The 21,452-nt window shown below is 37.6% G+C and carries 19 protein-coding genes; 5 read left to right on the top strand and 14 right to left on the bottom strand.

From position 1 onward, the window contains the following. Positions 1-27 precede the first annotated feature (27 nt). Both lysS and prfB read right to left on the bottom strand, forming a co-directional pair. A complete protein-coding gene (lysS, locus tag BS34_RS0104485; RefSeq protein ID WP_029407350.1) occupies positions 28-1,539 on the bottom strand; it encodes a lysine--tRNA ligase in 1,512 nt (503 codons plus the stop codon). A gap of 511 nt (positions 1,540-2,050) precedes the next feature. After that, positions 2,051-3,146, bottom strand: a protein-coding gene (gene prfB, locus BS34_RS0104480; protein WP_106379960.1) for a peptide chain release factor 2 whose coding sequence is annotated in 2 segments (ribosomal slippage) — positions 2,051-3,073 and positions 3,075-3,146 — 1,095 coding nt in all. Because the reading frame shifts where the segments join, the coding sequence is not laid out codon by codon here. Between the two features lie 308 nt (positions 3,147-3,454). Between prfB and BS34_RS0104475 the strand changes: the two genes are divergently transcribed. Then, on the top strand, positions 3,455-4,159 hold the full coding sequence (locus tag BS34_RS0104475; protein WP_051640680.1) for a DUF5610 domain-containing protein: 705 nt from the start codon (positions 3,455-3,457) through the stop codon (positions 4,157-4,159). A 534-nt stretch (positions 4,160-4,693) separates the two neighbouring features. On the opposite strand, the gene BS34_RS0104470 is transcribed toward BS34_RS0104475, so the two are convergent. Further along, on the bottom strand, positions 4,694-5,341 hold the full coding sequence (locus tag BS34_RS0104470) for a response regulator (protein ID WP_029407347.1): 648 nt from the start codon (positions 5,339-5,341) through the stop codon (positions 4,694-4,696). A gap of 80 nt (positions 5,342-5,421) precedes the next feature. Next, positions 5,422-7,593 carry a hybrid sensor histidine kinase/response regulator gene (locus BS34_RS0104465; RefSeq protein ID WP_029407346.1) on the bottom strand — a complete coding sequence of 724 codons (2,172 nt, stop codon included), beginning with the start codon at positions 7,591-7,593 and terminating at the stop codon, positions 5,422-5,424. A 191-nt stretch (positions 7,594-7,784) separates the two neighbouring features. On the opposite strand from BS34_RS0104465, the gene BS34_RS0104460 reads away from it, so the two are divergent. The 3 genes from BS34_RS0104460 (at position 7,785) to BS34_RS0104450 (ending at position 10,670) form a co-directional block, all read left to right on the top strand. Then, positions 7,785-9,188, top strand: a complete 1,404-nt coding sequence (locus BS34_RS0104460) for a class II fumarate hydratase (protein WP_029407345.1) — start codon at positions 7,785-7,787, stop codon at positions 9,186-9,188. 51 nt (positions 9,189-9,239) lie between these two features. Then, the gene (gene trxA / locus BS34_RS0104455; protein ID WP_029407344.1) at positions 9,240-9,614 is read left to right on the top strand and encodes a thioredoxin; all 375 of its coding nucleotides are present in this window, start codon (positions 9,240-9,242) and stop codon (positions 9,612-9,614) included. Positions 9,615-9,794: 180 nt separating this feature from the next. Next, positions 9,795-10,670 (top strand): SDR family NAD(P)-dependent oxidoreductase, encoded by an 876-nt coding sequence (locus BS34_RS0104450; protein ID WP_051640679.1) that lies wholly within the window; start codon positions 9,795-9,797, stop codon positions 10,668-10,670. 32 nt (positions 10,671-10,702) lie between these two features. On the opposite strand, the gene BS34_RS0104445 is transcribed toward BS34_RS0104450, so the two are convergent. Continuing rightward, entirely contained in the window at positions 10,703-11,035 is a 333-nt protein-coding gene (locus tag BS34_RS0104445; RefSeq protein ID WP_029407342.1) for a thioredoxin family protein, read from the bottom strand. 110 nt (positions 11,036-11,145) lie between these two features. Next, complete coding sequence (locus BS34_RS0104440; RefSeq protein ID WP_029407341.1) at positions 11,146-12,453, bottom strand: DEAD/DEAH box helicase; 1,308 nt, start codon at positions 12,451-12,453, stop codon at positions 11,146-11,148. Positions 12,454-12,766: 313 nt separating this feature from the next. Between BS34_RS0104440 and BS34_RS0104435 the strand changes: the two genes are divergently transcribed. After that, positions 12,767-13,216, top strand: a complete 450-nt coding sequence (locus BS34_RS0104435; RefSeq protein WP_029407340.1) for a YaiI/YqxD family protein — start codon at positions 12,767-12,769, stop codon at positions 13,214-13,216. Between the two features lie 354 nt (positions 13,217-13,570). Here BS34_RS0104435 and BS34_RS0104430 read toward each other — a convergent pair whose 3' ends face one another. The 8 genes from BS34_RS0104430 to carB all read right to left on the bottom strand — a co-directional run bounded on the left by BS34_RS0104430 (position 13,571) and on the right by carB (position 21,434). Beyond that, positions 13,571-14,542: an ROK family protein gene (locus BS34_RS0104430; protein WP_029407339.1), complete on the bottom strand. Its 972-nt coding sequence runs from the start codon at positions 14,540-14,542 to the stop codon at positions 13,571-13,573. Positions 14,543-14,560: 18 nt separating this feature from the next. Continuing rightward, positions 14,561-15,232: a class I SAM-dependent methyltransferase gene (locus tag BS34_RS0104425; RefSeq protein WP_029407338.1), complete on the bottom strand. Its 672-nt coding sequence runs from the start codon at positions 15,230-15,232 to the stop codon at positions 14,561-14,563. Positions 15,233-15,277: 45 nt separating this feature from the next. Then, positions 15,278-16,090: a ferritin-like domain-containing protein gene (locus BS34_RS0104420; protein ID WP_029407337.1), complete on the bottom strand. Its 813-nt coding sequence runs from the start codon at positions 16,088-16,090 to the stop codon at positions 15,278-15,280. Between the two features lie 117 nt (positions 16,091-16,207). Then, complete coding sequence (locus BS34_RS0104415; protein WP_029407336.1) at positions 16,208-16,564, bottom strand: hypothetical protein; 357 nt, start codon at positions 16,562-16,564, stop codon at positions 16,208-16,210. A 132-nt stretch (positions 16,565-16,696) separates the two neighbouring features. Continuing rightward, positions 16,697-17,170, bottom strand: a complete 474-nt coding sequence (locus tag BS34_RS0104410; RefSeq protein ID WP_029407335.1) for a DUF4149 domain-containing protein — start codon at positions 17,168-17,170, stop codon at positions 16,697-16,699. Positions 17,171-17,397: 227 nt separating this feature from the next. Beyond that, positions 17,398-17,874: a transcription elongation factor GreA gene (gene greA, locus BS34_RS0104405; protein WP_029407334.1), complete on the bottom strand. Its 477-nt coding sequence runs from the start codon at positions 17,872-17,874 to the stop codon at positions 17,398-17,400. 120 nt (positions 17,875-17,994) lie between these two features. Further along, positions 17,995-18,147, bottom strand: a complete 153-nt coding sequence (locus tag BS34_RS12955) for a hypothetical protein (RefSeq protein ID WP_158660973.1) — start codon at positions 18,145-18,147, stop codon at positions 17,995-17,997. 71 nt (positions 18,148-18,218) lie between these two features. Further along, a complete protein-coding gene (gene carB, locus BS34_RS0104400) occupies positions 18,219-21,434 on the bottom strand; it encodes a carbamoyl-phosphate synthase large subunit (protein WP_029407333.1) in 3,216 nt (1,071 codons plus the stop codon). Positions 21,435-21,452 lie beyond the last annotated feature (18 nt).

Below are 21,452 nucleotides of genomic sequence, written 5' to 3'. Positions count from 1 at the left end.
TTTAATACCTTGTTTAATCTTAAAAGATTAATTTTGACGCATATGCGGGAACAATAACACATCACGAATTGAAGCCGAATCCGTAAATAACATTACCAAACGGTCAATACCAATCCCTTCCCCTGCAGTTGGTGGCATGCCGTGCTCTAAGGCCGTAATATAGTCTTCATCATAATGCATCGCTTCATCATCACCCGCATCTTTGGCGGCAACTTGTGCTTTAAAACGTTCAGCTTGATCTTCAGCATCATTTAACTCGTTAAATCCGTTAGCTAACTCACGGCCACCGATAAACAATTCAAAACGATCCGTAATAAATGAATTTTCATCATTACGACGCGCTAAAGGAGAAACTTCTGCAGGATACTCCGTAATAAACGTTGGATCCATTAACTTCTCTTCAACCGTTTCTTCAAAAATTTCAGTAATGACTTTACCTAAACCATAGCCTTCTAAAACATGAATATTAAGTGACTCTGCTAAAGCCGTTGCGCTCTCTAAAGTATCAAGTTGGTCGGCCGTCACACCTTCATTGTATTGAAGTATTGCATCTTTCATACTTAAACGTGCAAAAGGCTTACCAAAATCAAACTCTTGTCCTTGATAAGGCACCTTAGTTGAACCTACCGCTAATTCAGCTAACTCTTTCAAAAGTTCTTCTGTGTAATCCATTAACTGATGATAATCAGAGTACGCGGCATAAAATTCAACCATCGTAAATTCAGGATTATGGCGCGTTGATAAGCCCTCATTACGGAATGAACGGTTAATTTCAAATACACGTTCAAAACCACCTACCACTAAACGCTTTAGATAAAGCTCAGGAGCAATACGCAAATACAAAGGCATGTCCAAAGCATTATGATGCGTATTAAAAGGTTTAGCCGTAGCGCCCCCTGGAATAACATGCATCATTGGAGTCTCAACTTCCATAAACTCTTTACGGATTAAAAAGTTACGTACGTGTTGAACAATTTTAGAACGCAGCATAAAAGTATCACGGCTTTCTTGGTTTACAATTAAGTCAACATAACGCTGACGGTAACGTATTTCTTGGTCTTGTAACCCGTGGAATTTATCTGGTAAAGGACGAATCGATTTAGTGACTAATTCAATGTGTTGAACATGCACCGATAATTCACCGGTATTGGTTTTAAATAAATAACCTTCTGCACCAACAATATCACCCAAATCCCATTTTTTGAATTGAGTATTGTAGAAACCTTCTGGTAACTCATCACGAGTGACATAAACTTGAATACGCCCTGTTTGATCTTGTAAGGTGGCAAAGCTTGCTTTACCCATAATGCGGCGTAACATCATTCGACCCGCAATTTTAACTCTTACTGGCTCAGCTTCAGCTAGCTCTTCTTTAGTCATTTCGTCATATTTAGCGTGAAGATCTAGCGCTTCGTTTTCACGACGGAAGGTATTTGGATACGAATGCCCATCTTCTCTTAAAGCCGTTAATTTAGCGCGACGCTCGGCAATAATTTTATTTTCATCTACTTCAGGCACATTCTTTTTCGTTTCCGACATGAAATTTCTCTCTTAAAACATAATGAAAACTCACCTTAAAGGATTTATGAGCTCTCTAAAAACAAACAACCAGGCCTGGTTACTTTAAAACAACCAGGCCTGGTACATTGAGAGACCTTTACAAGAGTCTATGAATGGTTAAAAAAGTCTATAGCGCTCTATCTTCAGGCTAAAGAGTTCTTTGACTTTTTTATTACATTCCCTGCTCGTGCAAAGGTCTCATTGGTAATAATAAATTGCGTGTATTTTAAGCTTTTACACCAATAAACTCTAGTGTAATAAGCAAAGATAGACCTTTAAAAAGCCTATAAACCAGCAAAAAAGGCTAAATAACAAGGTCTATTAGAGACCTATGCATGAGATAGGTGCGAAAGAAAAATGAGGTAAAATTTACCTGATTGCGGCGGAAAGCGAAGGGAATAGCTAGCTATTCTCAAGTTTTTCAACAAAAATCAGGTGAATTTTAACCATTTTTACTCGTGCATACTTTCGTGCAAAGGTCTCTACTAAATTAAACTCCTGATTTTAAACTGGCTACGATAAACTGATCCAAGGCTCCATCTAAAACCGCTTGCGTATTTCCGGTTTCAACTCCCGTTCTCAAATCTTTGATTCGTCCTGAATCAAGAACGTAAGAACGTATTTGACTCCCCCAGCCAATATCCGATTTTGACTCTTCAAGTTCTTGCTGTTCAGCACTGCGACTTAACATCTCTTGTTCATACAATTTTGCACGCAACTGCTTCATTGCTTCAGCCTTGTTTTGATGCTGAGAACGACCATTTTGACACTGCGTAACCGTATTACTGGGTAAGTGGGTGATACGCACTGCCGATTCTGTTTTGTTAACGTGCTGCCCACCGGCTCCACTTGCACGATAAACATCAATACGTAAGTCCGCAGGATTGATATCAATTTCAAAACTATCATCAATTTCAGGTGACACAAATACCGATGCAAAGGAAGTATGGCGTTTTGAATTAGAATCAAAAGGTGATTTACGAACTAAACGGTGAACACCCAGTTCTGTTCTTAACCAACCATAAGCGTATTCACCTTTAATATGGACTGTCGCCCCTTTAATTCCTGCAACATCTCCCGCAGAAATTTCAGTAATATCAGCTTTAAAGGCATGACTATCGCACCAACGTAAATACATACGTAAAATCATGTTGGCCCAGTCTTGAGCCTCAGTACCACCTGAACCTGATTGTATTTCTAAATAGGCATTATTTGGATCCATTTCACCTGAGAACATACGCTGAAACTCAAGTTTATCTAAACGTTCACCCAATCGATCTAATTCTGAAATAACCTCATCCACCATCTCTTGATCAGAATCCATTTCTGCCATTTCCAAGAGCTCTTTCGAGGCTTCTGTACCAGAGGTTAAATCGTCAATGGTTGAAACAATATTCTCAAGCTGAGATTTCTCTTTACCTAAAGCTTGAGCTTGCTCTGGGTTATTCCACACATTTGGGTCTTCAAGCTCTTTAGAAACCTCTTCAAGACGTTCAGATTTTACATCGTAGTCAAAGATACCCCCTAAGCACTTCACTACGAGCTTGGTAATCTTCAATTCGGTTATAAATAGGGTTTAATTCCATTGATTTAGTTCCATACTACACTTTAAAAATTGCGGTAAATCATAACAGGAATCGGTTTTTTATGCTTTAATTCTCAAAAAGCTCATGCATTTTCACGCTTATCTTTTCGTAAAACCTGTCATTTTGACTATAATTTATGTAAATATTTCTTAAAGTTATCCAACTATTGGCCGTTAAACTGAGTAGCGGTTCTATTTACACTAACATTAGACGTTACAAAAATTAAAAAAACGACATTACTCTCATGTATTGCAAAATGTAAATGACCAACGCTAAATAAACTCACTCGACCAGAAAAGGTGAATCTCATGGCAATTGATACTAAAAACCTAGCCTCTATAAATGCCTACCAAAAGCTTTCTGCGCTACCCACTGAGCAAGCCAGAACCCACAACCCTAATGCAATTGATAGTCAAGAGAATTTTACTGAAAAAACACAGATAGTAGCCTCTCAAATGACGATTCGAAATGAACGCCAAGCCAGCTTGGTTGCACACCTATTTGGTAATGGTCAAGCAGCTGAATCACAATCTTTAAAATTAACTTATCAAGCCGCCATAGACAAAATAAACAAAGTTTTAATGGCTGATAAACCAACTACAGAAGATGCTGAAACAGATACCGCACCGATTAGCGAAGAAGCCTTAAAATCTCAAGGTGGAATGGAATATTGGACACCTGAAAACACGGCTAAACGTATTGTAAGTGGTGCTACAGCTTTTCTACCTGGATTTCAAGCAATTCATCCTGAATTAGAAGGTGAAGCATTAATGGATAAGTTTTTAGACGTAGTTGGCGGTGGTTTAACTCAAGGGTTTGATGAAGCTAAAGGACTATTAGGTGACTTAGATGTTTTAAAAGGAGATATTGCCGACAATGTCGATAGTACTTATCAATTAGTGCAAGATGGTTTACAGAACTTTAAAAATCAATTTTTAGGTCTTAACAAAGGCTTAGATGAAACACCATCAACAACTTCTGAAGAAAATAATACCGAAGTTGAACCAACCTAAAACAAATAAAATCTACGCATAAAATGTAAAAGTTTAGATTTAATCAGACAGTACGGCGATTGAGAAGCCTTTGAAATATTAGCCTTTGCCTTAAATATTGTCACTTAGGCTTCCCGTTACTTTTTGCAATTTGGCAAAAAAGTAACCAAACGAAGAACTTGGCTGCAGAGACAAGAAAAAACAAACCCCACTCAATAAATGGGCAAGTTCTAAGCTTGTGAACTGAAAACACTGAACTCGCTACGCTCAAACAGCAGCGTTTTTTTACCGTTCACTACACTAAGAACCTTGCACCATTTATTACAAGGGGAGTTAAGGCGTTTGTCCAAGCTTCAATATAAGTATCACAAAAGTGGAAAATAACCCAAATCTGATAATGAATTTTTATCAAGCTAGGTTAGTAATTAACTGCTGTCTTGCCAGATTAAATTTAATTTGTACACATAAAAAAAGGCGTTTTAAAACGCCTTTTTTATTGGATTAAATACCTGGGTTAAGTACTTAATTAAGTACTTAGGTAAATACTTAGATTAATTATTCAATCTCTTCAAGACCCACTTTAGTTAATCCTGATTCATTAGCATAGTTAGTTAACTCTGCTGTAGAGGTCATGCCCATTTTAGTCATTAGGTTTTCACGGTGTTTAGACACGGTACGATCACTAATTTCTAGCTGTTCAGCGATTTCTTTTGTTTTGAAACCTTCAGCAACTAACTTAACAACTTGTTTTTCACGAACGGACAAACGTTTGTTATTTAGCCCCCCGTCTGCTTCTAAAATAGGTTGAATTTCAGAGTGAATAAACGTCTCACCCTTCATCACTTTTCTAACTCCAGAAACTAATTCTTTAGGTGAAATTGATTTCATGGCGATTCCATCAATTCCCATATCTAAAACTTCACGCCAAACGTTAATGGTTTCAGCGGCCGTTAATACAATTATTTTAGTATCAGAATAACGTTTTTGAATATGAGTTATCGCATTCACACCACTTAATTTAGGCATCGACAAATCAAGTAAAACTATATCAGGTGTTTTGGCTCTAATTAATTCTAAACACTCTAGGCCATCCTCAGCTTCGGCTACAACCTCAAAGTCTGTTTCACCTTCAATAATTGACTTAAACCCAGCTCTAACTAAAGCATGGTCTTCAGCTAATAAAACACTAATTTTCTTAGACATATCGTCTCTACCTAACTTATTAATTTTATTTAGAATTCTTACTTACAAAATTTTACTTATAAAGTAAGAAATTTTAATTTTTATATTTGTTTATTATGACCAATTAATACCGAATTCTCAAGGCTTTTCACGTTTAATGCAACATTTTGTAAAGTTTTTTGAGTTTTTTCAAACCTAAATAATTTATCTTCTTGTTGAAGCACTTCCAAATGCCTAAATAGATCTACCAGGCCTGGTAACTGAAACAACATACAATTACCTTTTAGATAATGCGCCTTTTTTTTAATGGCTTCACGATTATTTAAAACATTAAATTGCTCAAGTTCCTTAAGGCCATCATTCATCTCAACAATAAACGGTTCAATTAATTGATGAAATTGTTTAGGTACATCAGAGATTAAAGCTAATTTTTGTTGAGTTTCAATTTCCTGGCTAACTTCTTCAGTGCTTTCGTTACCAATTTCGCTACTAATTTCGTTAATTAATGGTTTTGTATGGTCACTAACCAGACTTTTCAAGTTTGAATGTTTTTCTAAGGGTCTATAATCTTGTTCTAAGAGTTCAACAATCTGTTTTTTATTAACGGGTTTTACCAACCAAGCATCAAATCCAACACTTTCAGGTTTTTCATGTTCTGATATAAATCCTGATGAATCTCCCCCTGCCGTAATCGCAAATACGCCTTTAAGTTGCTTAGATTTCCCCTCATCATAATGTTGTTTAATTTTTTTACTGACTTCTACACCATCCAAATATGGCATCTGAATATCTAGTAAGACATAATCAAAATCCTGCTCTTGAAAAACCTTCCAGGCCTCTCTACCATCTCTTACTTCAACCACATTACACGTTAAGTCTGCTAAATAACCTGCTAAGACCATACGATTAATTTTTGAGTCATCTGCAACCAAAACACGACATTGATCTAATTTAGGACTTTCCTGATTCTCGTCCGCCTTGTATTTACTCACATCTTTTTTATTTTTTAACGGCAAGTCTTCTGAGCGAGTTTTACTTTTATTTAACTTAATAAGTTCGGTCATTTGAGTTTCATCAGTTTTGCTTGATAAACTACGACTTGGGCTATCAACACATTTAATCTTTAAATCAAATTCAAATGTCGTTCCGACTCCCTTTTGAGAAGTCACTTTAATTTTCCCGCCCATTAACTCAACCAACTGTTTTACAACAAACAAACCTAATCCAGCGCCTAAAAACTGAGTATTTGAAGTATATTTGCCATTATCGGATTCCAATTGTGCGAAAGGTTCAAAAATCTGTTTTTGTCTTTCTGGAGAAATACCCTCACCGGAATCAGTGATTTTAAAAACAAAACGGTTATTCACTAACTCACGAACTTCAATGTTCACCCCTCCATACTGTGTAAATTTAATGGCATTCACAATTAAATTAATTAAAACTTGGGTTAAACGCACCCCATCTACAATCACTTTTTCATGTTCACCTAAATAAACTAAAGACAAAATTAAGTCTTTATCTGAAGCAATAGATTTAGCCAGTTGTTTTACATTTTCTAATAATTCTGGCAAACACACTTCAGTTGGATGAAGCGTAATTCCGTCATACTCAGTTTGTGAATAAGTCAAAATATCATTCACTAAATAAGTAGACTGTTCTGCCGTCATACTAATGGTTTTGAGCAAAGTCTTAACGTCAGGTGAAACATCCATTTCGGAGCGAATGCGTTTAACCAAACTTCTAATACCTAATAGTGGTGAACGTAATTCATGACTTAATAACGCAAGAAAACGAGATTGCTTATTATAAGAACGGGTAATAAAGGCGTTACGCTCTTCTAAAGCCGTTTGTTTTTCATAAAGTTGATTTAAATTTAACCGGCCTTGAGCCTCAACCATCTCACGTTCTAAGGCTACCATTTCGGAAACATCAAGACAGGTTGTCCAAATAATTTTCTCACCACTCAACGTAAAGATTCTTAACTGATGTTGAAAAGAGCGCTTGCCTTTTAAGGTTTCATAACTGGCAATAAAACGCATATCAAAATCCGATTTTTCAGCATCTTCATCTTGATAAGCTTCTGATATTTTTAATCTAAGCAACTCAGTTTCGTACTCACCCATAATATCTTCAAGCACGGTCACCGGTCTTCCCAAAAGGTTTTGTAAACCTTTTGATAGTCCTAGATTCTCTTTACCCTCAATAATGGAATAAGACCACCACAGGTTGTTATCAAACATTTCATTGGCTAATTTAGTTTGTAAACTACTCATTACTCTTCGCTTAAGGTTAGGCTATATTTTTATTAAAAACAGGCGTAAAATATTTGGCATTATTTTGTCTTAGTTTATTTCAAACTATTTAACCATGAATAAACTTTTTCGGCACACCAATCCTCTGTTTTTAGTTGCTGCTCTTTTCAGAATCTAAAAGTCAGATTACAATTTAAAAAGAACTTAAAACTATGTCACAACCAATTTCCTCTTCTGAAACTCGTATTGAAAAAGATAGCATGGGCAGCTTAGAAGTCCCTAAAAATGCCTTATATGGTGCGCAAACACAGCGTGCAATCAATAACTTTCCTATTAGCGGCATTCCTATGCCAAAAGCCTTTATTGATGCTTTATGCTATGTAAAGTTTGCTTGCTCGGACAGTAATCTAGAGCTAGGTCTTTTAAGTGAAGAGAAAGCGGATGCGATTCAAACGGCGGTTAAAAAAGTTATTCAAGGTGACTTTAGTGAACACTTTCCCATTGATATTTTTCAAACCGGTTCTGGTACCAGTACCAATATGAATGCGAATGAAGTCTTGGCCTCTTTAACAAAACAATTAACGGGAGTGGAAGTTCATCCAAACGATGACATTAATATGAGCCAAAGCTCAAATGATGTTATTCCAACAGCGATTCATGTTGCCGCATCCATTGCTTTAGAAGAACAGTTATTACCAGCTCTATTACATTTAGTAGAAAGCATTGAAGACCGTGAAATTGAATTGGCAAATATTGTCAAAACGGGGCGTACCCACTTAATGGATGCTATGCCAGTAAAACTTAGTCAAGAATTAGGTGCATGGAAAGCCCAAATTAATGACAATATTCAACGTTTACACGATACACAAAAACGTATTCAAAAATTACCTCAAGGCGGAACAGCGGTTGGTACGGGCGTTAATGCAGACCCTGAATTTGGACGTTTAGTATCAGCTAACTTAGCCACCATTACGGCAATTGATTTTGAACCTATGGATAACCTTTTCGTAGGCTTAAGCTCGCAAGATAGCGCTCTTGAACTTAGCGGACAATTAAATGTACTTGCTGCTAGTCTAATGAAAATAGCCAATGATTTACGTTGGATGAATTCAGGGCCTTTAGCGGGCTTAGGAGAAATTCAATTACCCGCCTTACAGCCTGGAAGTTCAATCATGCCTGGTAAGGTAAACCCGGTTATTCCAGAAGCGGTTTGCATGGTTGCTGCGCAAATTATGGGTAATCACACCGCGATTACAGTCGGCGCACAGTCAGGTAATTTTCAGTTAAATGTGATGTTACCAATGATTGTTCACAACCTACTACAAAGTATTGAAATTGCTGCTTCAAGCTCTATTCAATTAGCAGACTTAGCTATTAAAGGCTTTACCGTAAATACTGCAAATATTCAAAAAGCACTGGATGTAAATCCAATTCTAGTTACCGCCTTAAATACTGTGGTAGGCTACGAAAAAGGCGCGGCGATAGCTAAAGAAGCTTATCGTTCTGGCCGCCCAGTTTTGGAGGTTGCCATGGAAATGACAGACTTAGATGAAGCAACCCTAAAACAATACTTAAACCCAGCATTACTGACAGAAGGCGGCAACCCGTCTCTGTAAAATAAGCAATCACCATTAAATGTTCTACGAATCAAACTGAAAGGAAGGCTCATGGCTGTTATTAATCTAAAAACTGAACAATTTGAAGAAACCATTGCAAACAACGATATCGTCATTTTCGATTTCTGGGCTGAATGGTGTGGCCCTTGTAAACAATTTGGTCCGGTATTTGAAGAAATCTCTGAGAAATACCCTGATATTGCCTTCTGCAAAGTTAACGTAGAAGAAGAGCAAGAATTAGCCGGTATGTTCCAAGTCCGTTCTATTCCAACATTAGTGTTTATGCGTGAAAAAATTGTCGTTTTCTCAAACCCAGGTGCCATCCCAGGAAGTGCACTTGAAGAAGGTATTGGTCAACTTTTAGAACTAGATATGGATAAAGTCCATGCCGACCTAGCAGAAGCTCAAGCCAAGCAAGAAGGCTAAATATAAAGCTATTCTCTTTATTATTTATTTGGATACAGCTTAACGATAATAACGATAAGCTGCATCCAAACTAATCTCTCCATCCAATTACTCCAATTCAGTCATTTAAGCACTACTTTAGTTAATCCAAATCTCCTATAATCAAACTAATCTAAATCTAAACGATTATTGGAATCCTAAATGACGCAAGCTTTACCTATCAATAAAATTTTACCTCCTGGAAACATTCTTATTACAGGCTGTTCAACGGGTATTGGTTATCAGTGTGCTAAACAATTACATGAAATGGGATATAAAGTTATTGCAACTTGTCGACAGCAAGACGATGTCACGCGTATCAACAATGAAGGCATCACTTGTATACAGTTAGATTTAGCTAATAGCCAATCCATTGAGTTTGCTCTAAAGCAAATATTACTAGAAACTAATGGCAAAATTGATGCTCTGTTTAACAATGGAGCTTTTGGATTACCTGGTGCGGTTGAAGACTTAAGCCGAGAAGCCATGGAATACCAATTTCAAACCAATGTTTTTGGTACGCAAGAACTTACCAATGCCGTTGTTAAAATTATGCGTGCACAAGGCTACGGAAAAATCATTTATAACAGCTCTATTTTAGGGTTTGCTGCTATGCAATATCGTGGCGCATACAATGCCAGCAAGTTTGCCATTGAAGGCTTTGCAGATACTTTAAGGTTAGAAATAAAACAGGATAATATACAAGTGAGTCTAATTGAACCAGGCCCAATTCTCTCTGATTTTAGAAAGAATGCTTATGAACAATTTAAACATTGGATTTCAATAGATGAGAGTGCTCACAAAGAAAAATACCAGGCAATGGTCAGTCGATTAGAAACGGTTGGACCCAGCGCTCCATTTACCTTAGGACCTGAAGCCGTTAGTAAATGTGTCGTTCACGCCCTCCAAAGTCAACAAGCAAAAATCCGTTATCGAGTCACCATACCAACTATTGTGTTTGCTTATTTAAAACGTTTTTTACCAAATTCTTGGTTAGATATTCTCTTGATTAAGGCTGGTGGTGACGGAAAACGTTAGGTCATATACCAATCGACCTATACATGAAAATATTAATCTTCAAAAAGCATTGAATATGGTCTTGCTATGTCTTGCATCACCTTTTGCAAACTAAAGGTTCTCACCTCTTCAATAAAACGTTGTCCGGTGAAATAGACCTGTAGAGTTGGTAAACTTAACACCCCATTTTGCGAACAGACATCTGTAGTAACATGACAATCAACATAGACCATTTTTATTTTTGGATAATTAGTTTCAATTAACTCAATAATTTGCGGTTTTATCGCATGGCAAACATTACAGTTTTTACCACCAAACAAAACCAACAAAGCCTCTTCTGATTGTTTTAAGTTATCTAATACTGCTAAGGTTTCAATATTTTGCATTATGAGTCCTTATTTTTTGTTAATTAAACAAATTACCAGGCCTGGTAACTTTATTTAGAGCGCTGTCCAAAAGATCGATACTCGTGTAAAGCACTCATCCAATAAATAAATTAACCTCTTCTAGGTGTTCTAGTGCGGTTATTGTTGTTTTTAGGTGCCTGGCTAGAGGTCTGATGCCCTCTGCTGTTTTCACCTGAACGTTGTCCGTCTTGATGATTTACTTTTGGTTTTTTGGGTTTCTTCGGCTTTTTAGGCCGCGGATTAAGACGTGATTGTTTTAATGGATGAGTGGGGACATACCCCTCCAGCGTTCTACGCTCAAGCAACTCACCAATTAAACGCTCAATGGCAAATAGCAACTTATCTTCATCTGCACAAACTAATGATACTGCTTCACCACTTGCCCCAGCTCTTCCTGTTCGTCCAATACGGTGAACATAATCTTCGGCAACATTAGGTAAGTCATAATTCACTACGTGCGGAAGTTGATCTATATCTAAACCACGCGCGGCAATATCAGTAGCTACCATCACTCGAATTGCACCTGATTTAAAATCAGCTAATGCACGAGTTCTTGCTCCCTGGCTTTTATTACCATGAATTGCGGCGGCACTAATCCCTACCGCTTCAAGTTGCTTGGTAATGCGGTTAGCACCATGTTTGGTTTTACTAAATACGAGTACTTGCTCCCAGTTATTATCAATAACTAAATCAATTAAAATTTTGGTTTTCTGAGCTTTGTCTACCGCATAAATCCACTGATCAATTTTCTCAACGGTACTGTTTGGTGGCGTTACCGAAATTTCTACAGGGTTATTCACTAAGCCTTTAGCTAATTGTCTAATTTCAGGTGAGAATGTCGCAGAGAATAGTAAGTTTTGACGGTTTTTAGGTAACACTTTCATAATACGTTTTAAATCATGAATAAACCCCATATCCAACATACGATCTGCTTCATCTAATACTAAGACTTCAAGCTGATTAAATTTGATTGCATTTTGACCATACAAATCTAACAATCGCCCGGGGGTTGCGACTAAGATATCGACACCACGTCTTAAACGCATCATTTGAGGGTTTACTTTTACTCCACCAAACACCACATCTGACTTTAACTCGGTATGTTTACTATAAAGATTTACGCTTTCTTGAACCTGAGCCGCTAATTCACGGGTTGGCGTTAAGACCAAAGCTCGAGCTTGATTTGCTTTGGGGCGTTCTCCACCGCTAAGACGTTCAATTAAAGGTAAGGTAAAACCGGCAGTTTTACCTGTTCCGGTTTGTGCGGCAGCCATAACATCGTTACCAGCAATCACCGCTGGGATGGCTTTTTCTTGAATTGGAGAAGGTTTTTCATAACCTAATTCTGTTACGGCTTTTAGAATTGATTCTGATAAACCAAGGGAGGCGAAATCCATAATATACTCTTTGCAAATTGGCAAAGGAGCATAAACGAATTTATCTTATTTGCCAGGGGGGTTAACTAGAGCGTGTAGCTTACAGTAAGACGTCTATTAAAGCCATTTAGATTAAAGCTTATTTAAACCTCAAATTCACTTAGACTTCAGCAAATTAGCAGGCCTGGTAATTACTACGAATTGCCAGCAGACTAAAGGTTATTAACTAAAGGTCATTAACTACAGTTCATTAGCTACAAGTCATTGTTAACGTGTAACCAACTTGGCTATGCTAAAATCCAAATTATATTATACGTCACAAAGAATGAACTCTATGAATATTTGGGTAGATGCCGATGCTTGTCCAGTGGTAATTAAAGAAACCTTGTTTCGAGCCGCTGACCGAACCAAAACTCATACTACTCTGGTAGCGAATCATGCCATGAGAATTCCACCCTCACCTTACATTAAATTTCAGCATGTAGAATCTGGGTTTGATGTTGCTGATAATAAAATTGTTCAGCAAATTACTCAAAATGATTTATTAATTACCAGCGACATTCCTTTAGCAGCCGAAGCCGTTGCTAAAGGTGCAACCGTATTGAGTCCAAGAGGTGAGCTATATACTGAATCCAATATACGCTCTCGTTTAAATATGCGTGACTTTATGGAAGGGTTAAGAAATAGTCGCGTAGATGTTGGTGGCCCGAATGCTTTAAGCCAAGCAGATAGGCAAAACTTTGCTAATCACCTGGATAGGTGGTTAACTACAACTAAAAATTGATGTAAGCAAAATTTGTGAACTTAATTGCCATAGCGAATGGCGATTCATTTTTTTGGGTATCCGTATTTTGTGATTGATTATCCAGTATTGTAAAAATTAACCACGAAGACACAGAGGCACGAAGATTAAAAAAACAAATAAAAGTGATTCGAAAATCATACCCTAACGTTCTAAAGTCATGACTATAAGCTCTGCAGCTCTGCATTTGTAAAGTTTAAAAGCGATTAATTTATAACGTTTAGTTTGATTATTCGTTAAATTTAAGTTGGTATTAGATATTAGAAATCTTCGTGCTTTGGTGTCTTCGTGGTTAAAAGATTTGTTTAAGCTATCATAAAATACATATACCCGTATTTACAACCAAGCCGCACCTCTTACACCGCTGGCATCGCCGTATTTAGGAGCAAGGAGTTTGGTTTCAATCATATCGCTAAACACCCAGTTTTGCCAGATTTTTGGAACATCTGTATAAAGTCTTTCAATGTTAGACATTCCCCCACCCAACACAATGACATCTGGGTCAATAATATTAATCACACTCGCCAAACCTTTAGCTAACCACTTGATGTAATCTTGCATTAACTGTTCAGCAACCTTATTACCCTGTTCACTTAATGCCACAATCTCTTTTGCAGTTTTAACCTGACCAGTTCGTTTTAAATAATGATTTTCAAACCCGCTTCCAGATAAAAAGGTTTCATTGCAGCCACTCAATCCACAATAACAGAGATGAGAATCCTCCTTTTCAGACTGCCACGGTAAAGGATTATGCCCCCATTCCCCTCCAATGGCATTAATACCATTGAGAATTTGACCATTAATCACGATGCCTCCTCCACAACCCGTACCAATAATCACTCCAAAAACCACTTTAGCACCTTTAGCGGCGCCATCCGTTGCTTCTGAAAGTGCAAAGCAGTTTGCATCATTCGCTAGTTTTACAGGCCGATTTAAAGCACTTTGCAAATCAGCTTGTAAGTCTTTACCCATTAACCATGTTGAATTCGCATTTTTGATCTTACCCGTTTTAGAAGATATTGCTCCGGGAATACCAATACCTACCAGGCCTGGTAAGATTGAAGTTTGGGTATTTTTTTTTGACGTGATAGTGTTTGTTTTAAGAGTCGATTCTAATGTAAATTTAAGTTCTGCTTCAGCCTGCAAAACTAATTGGACAATTGCGTTAACTGTCTCTAAATAATTTCCTTTTGGCGTATTAATACGTTTTTGATAAACCGTCTGTGATTCTTTATTATCAGCCGTTATCAAACCTAATATTTCAATTTTAGTGCCGCCTAGATCTATACCAAAACGCAATTGGGTCATATCTTTTAACTACCGTAATTATTTACGCAAATAAATCGTAAAGTCATTTTCTAAATAACCCTCAACCAATTCAACACGATTAGCAAATCCCTGACAAAAACTCACAATCTGATTAGGTAAAAAACTTTGTAAGTCATAACGACTGTTTACCCATTCGTGACGTGCATCCAATAAATTAAATGCGACACCTTTCCTACTGATTGAATACATTGTTTTAATGACTGATTTGGCATATTCACCTTGTTGCTCATGAGTACCTTCAACTTCAGTTTCAACCACTTCATTCAGTGCTCCGGATAACATCACATAATCAAATTGAGAGCAATTGAAATCAAAATCACTTAACTCTCCCTCTTTAATAACCAAATCAGGATGCATAGATTTAGCTCCAAGTACCATTTCTGGAGAGATATCTATCCCAGTATAATCAGGTTGATAATGGTTTGTTTTTAAATAGTCTAACAGGTCAGCAAATCCACAACCTACATCTAATAATGACCAGGCCTGGTGATTTATTTGATTGGCAGGAGGTAAAATCTCAATTAACTTCTGAAAGCGTATTTCTTGAATTTCACGATTACTCCAATATAAAGCTTGTGGCTGATAACCATAGCGTTCTACTGAAACTCTATGCCGAGTTTGAATTCTTAATCGTTGTTTGTCTGAGAGTTTATTAAACGAAGGTTTCATGATTTCTGTTTCAGATTAAGTTGTTTTCACGAGAGGGTCGGTACTCTATTTTATAGTCTTTAACCATTCAATTTCTTCATCAGAAAAACCGGCTTGCTGTCGAGCTTCAAAATTAAATGGGCCTCTTAAATCACCATGAAAATAATCGCGTATAATCGTTTGAAAAGCTTCAAATGGATTCAAATCACGTTGATCACATAAATATCTAAACCAACGGGTTCCCACCTCTACATGACCAATCTCATCACGTAGTAAAATTTTTAAAATTTCAACACCTCGTTTATCTCCAATAGAGCGCAACTTGCTTATCATTGGAGGGGTAACATCTAAACCTCTGGCTTCAAGCGTTCTAGGAACCAATGCCATGCGAATTAAAGAGTCGTGATCCGTTTCATAAGTTGTCATCCATAAGCCATCATGTGCAGGCATATCACCATACTCATAACCTAGGCTATTCAGATGTTCTCGTACCATTTGAAAATGATAGGCTTCTTCACCCGCAACTCCCAACCAATCACGATAATACTCATACGGCATCTCTTGAAAACGGTAGATAGCATCTAAAGCTAAATTAACCGCATTAAATTCTATATGAGCAATAGAGTGCATTAAAGAAGCATGCCCCTCTTTTGACCCTAAACGACGACGTGGTAAGTCTTTTGGCGGTACTAAATCAGGTTTTAGCGGACGACCCGCATCTTTTACTCTAAACACATTTTTAGTTGGTGATAAATCAAATAACTCATTTGCCCAATCTTCTTGCAATTGTGAGAGTTGCTGTACTTTTAGGTTTAAATCTGACTCCATCAAACAGGCATAGACAGCTTCAAACAGATTTTTAGTATTGGACTTTTTCATAACAGTATTGTGAGATCATTACAGAGGATAAACATAAATAACGCCATTAAAACGTCACTCTTTAAAACAAAAAAACCGGCTTTAAAGCCGGTTTTTTATAGGACACTTAATACCAAATTAACGGTAGTAAGTTGCCTGAAGGTAACGAACACCTTTATATTGTTTAGCATCAACTGCATCAAACAATTTAGCCCACTTAGCGCGGTCTTCAGGAGTCATAACTGAAGAAGGGTTAACACCTACCGTTTTATCGCCATATTTAGCTTCAATTTTAGTCAATTCAGCCATACATGCTGCAACTTCAGTTTTTTGCTCTAAAGCTTGTGCAGCAGTAGAACCTTCTTTAAGTGCCGTAGCAATTACATTTTCAGCATCAGTAATACACTGACTATATACATCATCTGCAGCTTGAGCATTCATAGACATTGCCGCGATTGCAGAAATGAATAATGCTTTAAGTGTTAAGTTTTTCATTTTTAAATAAACTCCGAGGTTTTAATTTTTCGCTGTAACTCGTCAATTCTGACGGTTTTTAATTCAAATTGCAAGCCTATTCGAATTAGAAAATAATGAAATGCTTATAAACATTTTTTATCACTTAGATATCTAAGCCTTCATTACCTTAAGTGTTTTAAATATAGAGAGTATAAGCATAATAATAACAATAAGATAACCCAACTGATAGACACCATGCAAACTGGCAAAAAGAGACCAATCTGCCGCCGTATCATCTAACCCTTTGGGATATTTCGCTTTAATCTCTGCCATCCATGGAGCAACTAACCACAACAAAATACCCATTAACAATAATGAAATAGAATCAAAAATAACCGAGAACGCCACTCTTCTTACCGACAAACGCCAAACCATTAAGAGCAGTAAAGTAACCACTAAAATATAGCCCGAAATACTAAAGAGAAAACCTGCTATGAATCCCGCTAGTTTTGAACTTAAACTGGCAAATAAAACCGGAGTGACTAAATAACCCATACTTAATAACAAACTGAGTAAAGCACTATAAACAATAAGACTTATTGTGTAATAGTTTGAGATTGACCTAATAACACTTAATTTACTCATTGGACTTCCTATTGGCTTTTCTATTAAGACTTGAATTCAAGAGATTCCTATTCAACGCATCAACGCTAGTAATTAACCAAACTTAATTATAAAAAAACCAGGCCTGGTAGGTTTCAGACCTGGTTACATAGTTATTCAACTAAGTAAAAACCAATTTAAGATAATTCATATTAATTGAGAACTTTGCTCAAGATAAATGCAAAGGTCTCGCAAAGTTATCTAATTACCTAAATGTATTGTATTTCTACGATTTCATAATCAATATTTCCGCTAGGTGCTTTAACCACAACCTCATCACCCTCTTCTTTCCCAATGAGTGCTCGAGCAATGGGAGAGTTAACAGAAATCTTGTTTAGCTTAACATCAGCCTCTTCATTACCAACAATCTTGTAGGTTAGCTCGTCATCCGTATCTAGGTTTAAAACCGTGACAGTCGCACCAAAGACAATTTTTCCATTTGGCGTCAATTTTGTTACATCAATGACTTGTGCATTTGAAAGCTGGCCTTCAATTTGACTAACACGAGCTTCAACCAAACCTTGCTGTTCACGCGCGGCATGATATTCAGCATTTTCTTTTAAATCGCCATGTTCTCGAGCATCAGCAATAGCCTGTGTAATACGCGGACGATCTTCTTTTTTTAGTTTATTAAGTTCCGCCTGAAGTGCATCCGCACCTTCTTTTGTCATAGGATGTTTTTGCATAACATCATATCCTTTTCATTTTATTTATTTTTTACATTGAGACCTTTGCATGAGATAGGTGCGAAAGAAAAATGAGGGAAAATTTGCCTGATTGCGGCGGAAAACGCAGGGAATAGCTAGCTATTCGCAAGTTGTCGCCCAACGGAAGTACCCTTGGGGTACAACAAAAACCAGGTAAGTTTTAACCATTTTTACTCGTGCATACTCTCGTGCAAAGGTCTCATATTGAGAGCTTTGCTTAACTTCAAAACGATATTGATTGTATAGTGACAAAGCCCTTTAAAACCTAAAACGCCAAAGTTCAATAATTTAGAACTTTGGCGTTTGGTTTGTTTAAGGTGAATTTAGTGAATATCTTGTAAACGAGTTACAGGTTGATCATCTAAATAATCCATAGCGGCTACCATTGCAAAAGCTCCGGCAATAGTCGTTGTATAGCAGGTTTTGTGCATTAAAGCTTCACGACGAATACTCGAAGAATCTTGAATACTAACTGAACCATCTGATGTATTAACGATTAAAGCAATTTCTTCATTCATGATGGAGTCAACAATATTTGGACGACCTTCTGTCACCTTGTTAACGGTTTCACATTCAATGCCAGCTTCAGTTAAAGACGTTGCTGTTCCTCGTGTTGCAACAACGTTAAACCCTTTTTTAATTAATAACTTAGCTAAATCCACTACATGTTCACGATCGGCTTTGCGCACACTTAAGAATGCCGTACCCGTACGAGGTAGAACCGTTCCTGCTGCTAATGAAGCTTTTGAGTAAGCTTGTGCAAAGTTTTCACCTACACCCATAACTTCACCTGTCGATTTCATTTCTGGCCCAAGAATAGGATCTACACCCAAGAATTTAATAAATGGGAAAACCGCTTCTTTAACCGAGTAATGCTCAGGTTTAATCTCAGATGTAAAACCTTGTTCAGATAGTTTTTGACCTACCATACAACGTGCTGCAATTTTAGCTAATGGATTACCAATGGCTTTTGATACAAAAGGAACCGTACGTGAAGCACGCGGGTTAACTTCTAGTACATAAATATCATCACCTTTAACGGCAAACTGAGTATTCATTAAACCAACTACACCTAAAGCATGAGCCATTTTTTCAACTTGAACACGAATACGATCTTGTATCTCAGCAGAGATACTGTAAGGCGGTAATGAACAAGCTGAATCACCAGAGTGAATACCCGCTTGTTCGATGTGCTCCATAATACCACCAATGACAACCTGCTCACCATCACAGATAGCATCAACATCCAACTCAACAGCATCATCTAAAAAGCGGTCAAGTAATACTGGAGATTCATTAGAAACATCAATAGCGGCTTGCATATAACGCATAAGATTTTCTTCGTCATACACAATTTCCATACCACGCCCACCTAATACATAAGAAGGACGAACCACTAATGGATAACCAATCTCTTTTGCAAGAATTGCAGCTTCATCAGCATTGGTTGCGGTGCGGTTTGGCGGTTGCAGTAAATCATTATCGTTTAGAATCTTCTGAAAACGCTCACGGTCTTCAGCTAAATCGATAGACTCTGGAGAGGTTCCTACAATTGGAACCCCTGCCGCTTCTAGGTCTTCGGCCAATTTAAGTGGTGTTTGACCACCATACTGAACAATCACACCTTTAGGCTGTTCAACTTCCACAATTTCAAGTACATCTTCCAGTGTTAATGGCTCAAAATACAGACGGTCTGAAGTGTCATAATCCGTAGAAACTGTTTCAGGGTTACAGTTAACCATAATAGTTTCGTAACCATCTTCACGCATAGCCATTGCCGCGTGTACACAGCAATAGTCAAATTCAATACCTTGACCGATACGGTTTGGACCACCACCTAAAATCATGATTTTATCGTTATCAGTTGGCTGCGCTTCACATTCTTCATCGTATGTTGAATACATATAGGCAGTAGACGTTTCAAATTCAGCCGCGCAAGTATCCACACGTTTAAAGACAGGACGAATATTAAGAGTATGACGGAACTTACGAACAAATGCCGCATCCGTAGCTAAAAGTTTAGCTAAACGATTATCAGAGAAACCCTTACGTTTTAGATTACGTAAGTACGTTTCATCTAAGGCATCTAAACCACGCTGTTTGATATCATCTTCCATATCAATCAGTTCTTTAATTTGTGACAAGAACCATGGATCAATTTTAGAGCTTTCAAATACCGCTTCTAAATCCCAGCCGGCACGGAAAGCATCTGCTACATACCAAAGACGTTGAGCACCAGGGTTGCGTAATTCTTGACGAAGTTTATCTTTTACATCTTTTTCAGCCATACTGGCTAAAGGCATGATTTCATCAAAACCAGATTTATCTGTTTCCAAACCACGTAATGCTTTTTGAATAGACTCTTGGAAGTTACGGCCCATTGCCATGACTTCACCTACTGATTTCATTTGCGTTGACAGACGATCTTGAGCTTGTGGGAATTTTTCAAACGTAAAGCGCGGAACCTTTGTCACGACATAATCAATAGTCGGTTCAAAAGAAGCGGGAGTCGCTCCATTAGTAATATCATTTGATAATTCGTCTAGCGTATAACCTACTGCCAATTTAGAGGCAATTTTAGCAATTGGAAAACCGGTTGCTTTTGAAGCTAATGCCGACGAACGAGAAACACGAGGGTTCATTTCGATAATAATCATACGACCCGTTTCTGGGTGAATAGAGAACTGAACGTTAGAACCACCGGTTTCTACCCCAATTTCACGCAATACCGCTAACGAAGCATTACGCATAATTTGATATTCTTTGTCGGTTAAGGTTTGAGCCGGTGCAACCGTAATTGAGTCACCTGTATGCACACCCATAGGGTCTAAGTTTTCGATAGAACAAACAATGATAGCATTATCATTTTTGTCTCGAACCACTTCCATTTCGTACTCTTTCCAGCCTTCAATAGACTCTTCAACCAAAAGTTCTTTAGTTGGAGACAAATCTAGACCAAACTTACAAATTTGTTCAAACTCTTGTTTGTTATAGGCAATACCACCACCTGACCCCCCCAATGTAAACGATGGACGAATAACCGTTGGAAAACCAACCGTAGCTTGAATAGCCCAAGCTTCTTCCATATTATGAGCCACATCAGACTTAGGCATATCCAAACCAATTTTAGTCATGGCTTGACGGAAACGATCTCGGTTTTCAGCCTTATCAATGGCATCGGCATTAGCCCCAATTAACTCCACACCGTATTTTGCTAATACACCCTTTTCATCTAGGTCTAACGCACAGTTAAGAGCAGTTTGCCCACCCATTGTTGGCAAAATCGCATCTGGACGTTCTTTAGCAATAATGGTTTCAACGGTCTTCCACTCAATGGGCTCAATGTAAGTAGCATCCGCCATTTCAGGGTCAGTCATAATAGTGGCTGGGTTTGAGTTAACCAAGATGACTCGATAGCCTTCTTCTTTAAGCGCTTTACACGCCTGAACTCCAGAGTAATCAAATTCGCATGCTTGACCGATAATAATAGGGCCAGCACCAATAATCATAATACTTTTTATATCACTTCTTTTTGGCATTCTAATTCCTACTATCCG

Origin of the sequence: Thiomicrorhabdus sp. Milos-T2 (assembly GCF_000702325.1) — a bacterium.
Taxonomy (GTDB): domain Bacteria; phylum Pseudomonadota; class Gammaproteobacteria; order Thiomicrospirales; family Thiomicrospiraceae; genus Thiomicrorhabdus.
The sequence above is the reverse complement of the archived record's forward strand: the minus strand, read 5'-3'. Positions and strand labels throughout refer to the sequence as shown.

Excerpts from the sequence above, each read along its gene's own strand:
- carB (WP_029407333.1), bottom strand. The coding sequence starts at position 21,434 with ATGCCAAAAAGAAGTGATATAAAAAGTATTATGATTATTGGTGCTGGC.
- BS34_RS0104440 (WP_029407341.1), bottom strand. The coding sequence starts at position 12,453 with ATGGATTTCGCCTCCCTTGGTTTATCAGAATCAATTCTAAAAGCCGTA.
- BS34_RS0104415 (WP_029407336.1), bottom strand. The coding sequence starts at position 16,564 with ATGAAAAACTTAACACTTAAAGCATTATTCATTTCTGCAATCGCGGCA.
- BS34_RS0104460 (WP_029407345.1), top strand. The coding sequence starts at position 7,785 with ATGTCACAACCAATTTCCTCTTCTGAAACTCGTATTGAAAAAGATAGC.
- greA (WP_029407334.1), bottom strand. The coding sequence starts at position 17,874 with ATGCAAAAACATCCTATGACAAAAGAAGGTGCGGATGCACTTCAGGCG.
- BS34_RS0104470 (WP_029407347.1), bottom strand. The coding sequence starts at position 5,341 with ATGTCTAAGAAAATTAGTGTTTTATTAGCTGAAGACCATGCTTTAGTT.
- BS34_RS0104445 (WP_029407342.1), bottom strand. The coding sequence starts at position 11,035 with ATGCAAAATATTGAAACCTTAGCAGTATTAGATAACTTAAAACAATCA.
- BS34_RS0104465 (WP_029407346.1), bottom strand. The coding sequence starts at position 7,593 with ATGAGTAGTTTACAAACTAAATTAGCCAATGAAATGTTTGATAACAAC.
- BS34_RS0104410 (WP_029407335.1), bottom strand. The coding sequence starts at position 17,170 with ATGAGTAAATTAAGTGTTATTAGGTCAATCTCAAACTATTACACAATA.
- BS34_RS0104475 (WP_051640680.1), top strand. The coding sequence starts at position 3,455 with ATGGCAATTGATACTAAAAACCTAGCCTCTATAAATGCCTACCAAAAG.
- BS34_RS0104425 (WP_029407338.1), bottom strand. The coding sequence starts at position 15,232 with ATGAAACCTTCGTTTAATAAACTCTCAGACAAACAACGATTAAGAATT.
- BS34_RS0104420 (WP_029407337.1), bottom strand. The coding sequence starts at position 16,090 with ATGAAAAAGTCCAATACTAAAAATCTGTTTGAAGCTGTCTATGCCTGT.
- BS34_RS0104430 (WP_029407339.1), bottom strand. The coding sequence starts at position 14,542 with ATGACCCAATTGCGTTTTGGTATAGATCTAGGCGGCACTAAAATTGAA.
- lysS (WP_029407350.1), bottom strand. The coding sequence starts at position 1,539 with ATGTCGGAAACGAAAAAGAATGTGCCTGAAGTAGATGAAAATAAAATT.
- trxA (WP_029407344.1), top strand. The coding sequence starts at position 9,240 with ATGGCTGTTATTAATCTAAAAACTGAACAATTTGAAGAAACCATTGCA.
- BS34_RS0104435 (WP_029407340.1), top strand. The coding sequence starts at position 12,767 with ATGAATATTTGGGTAGATGCCGATGCTTGTCCAGTGGTAATTAAAGAA.
- BS34_RS0104450 (WP_051640679.1), top strand. The coding sequence starts at position 9,795 with ATGACGCAAGCTTTACCTATCAATAAAATTTTACCTCCTGGAAACATT.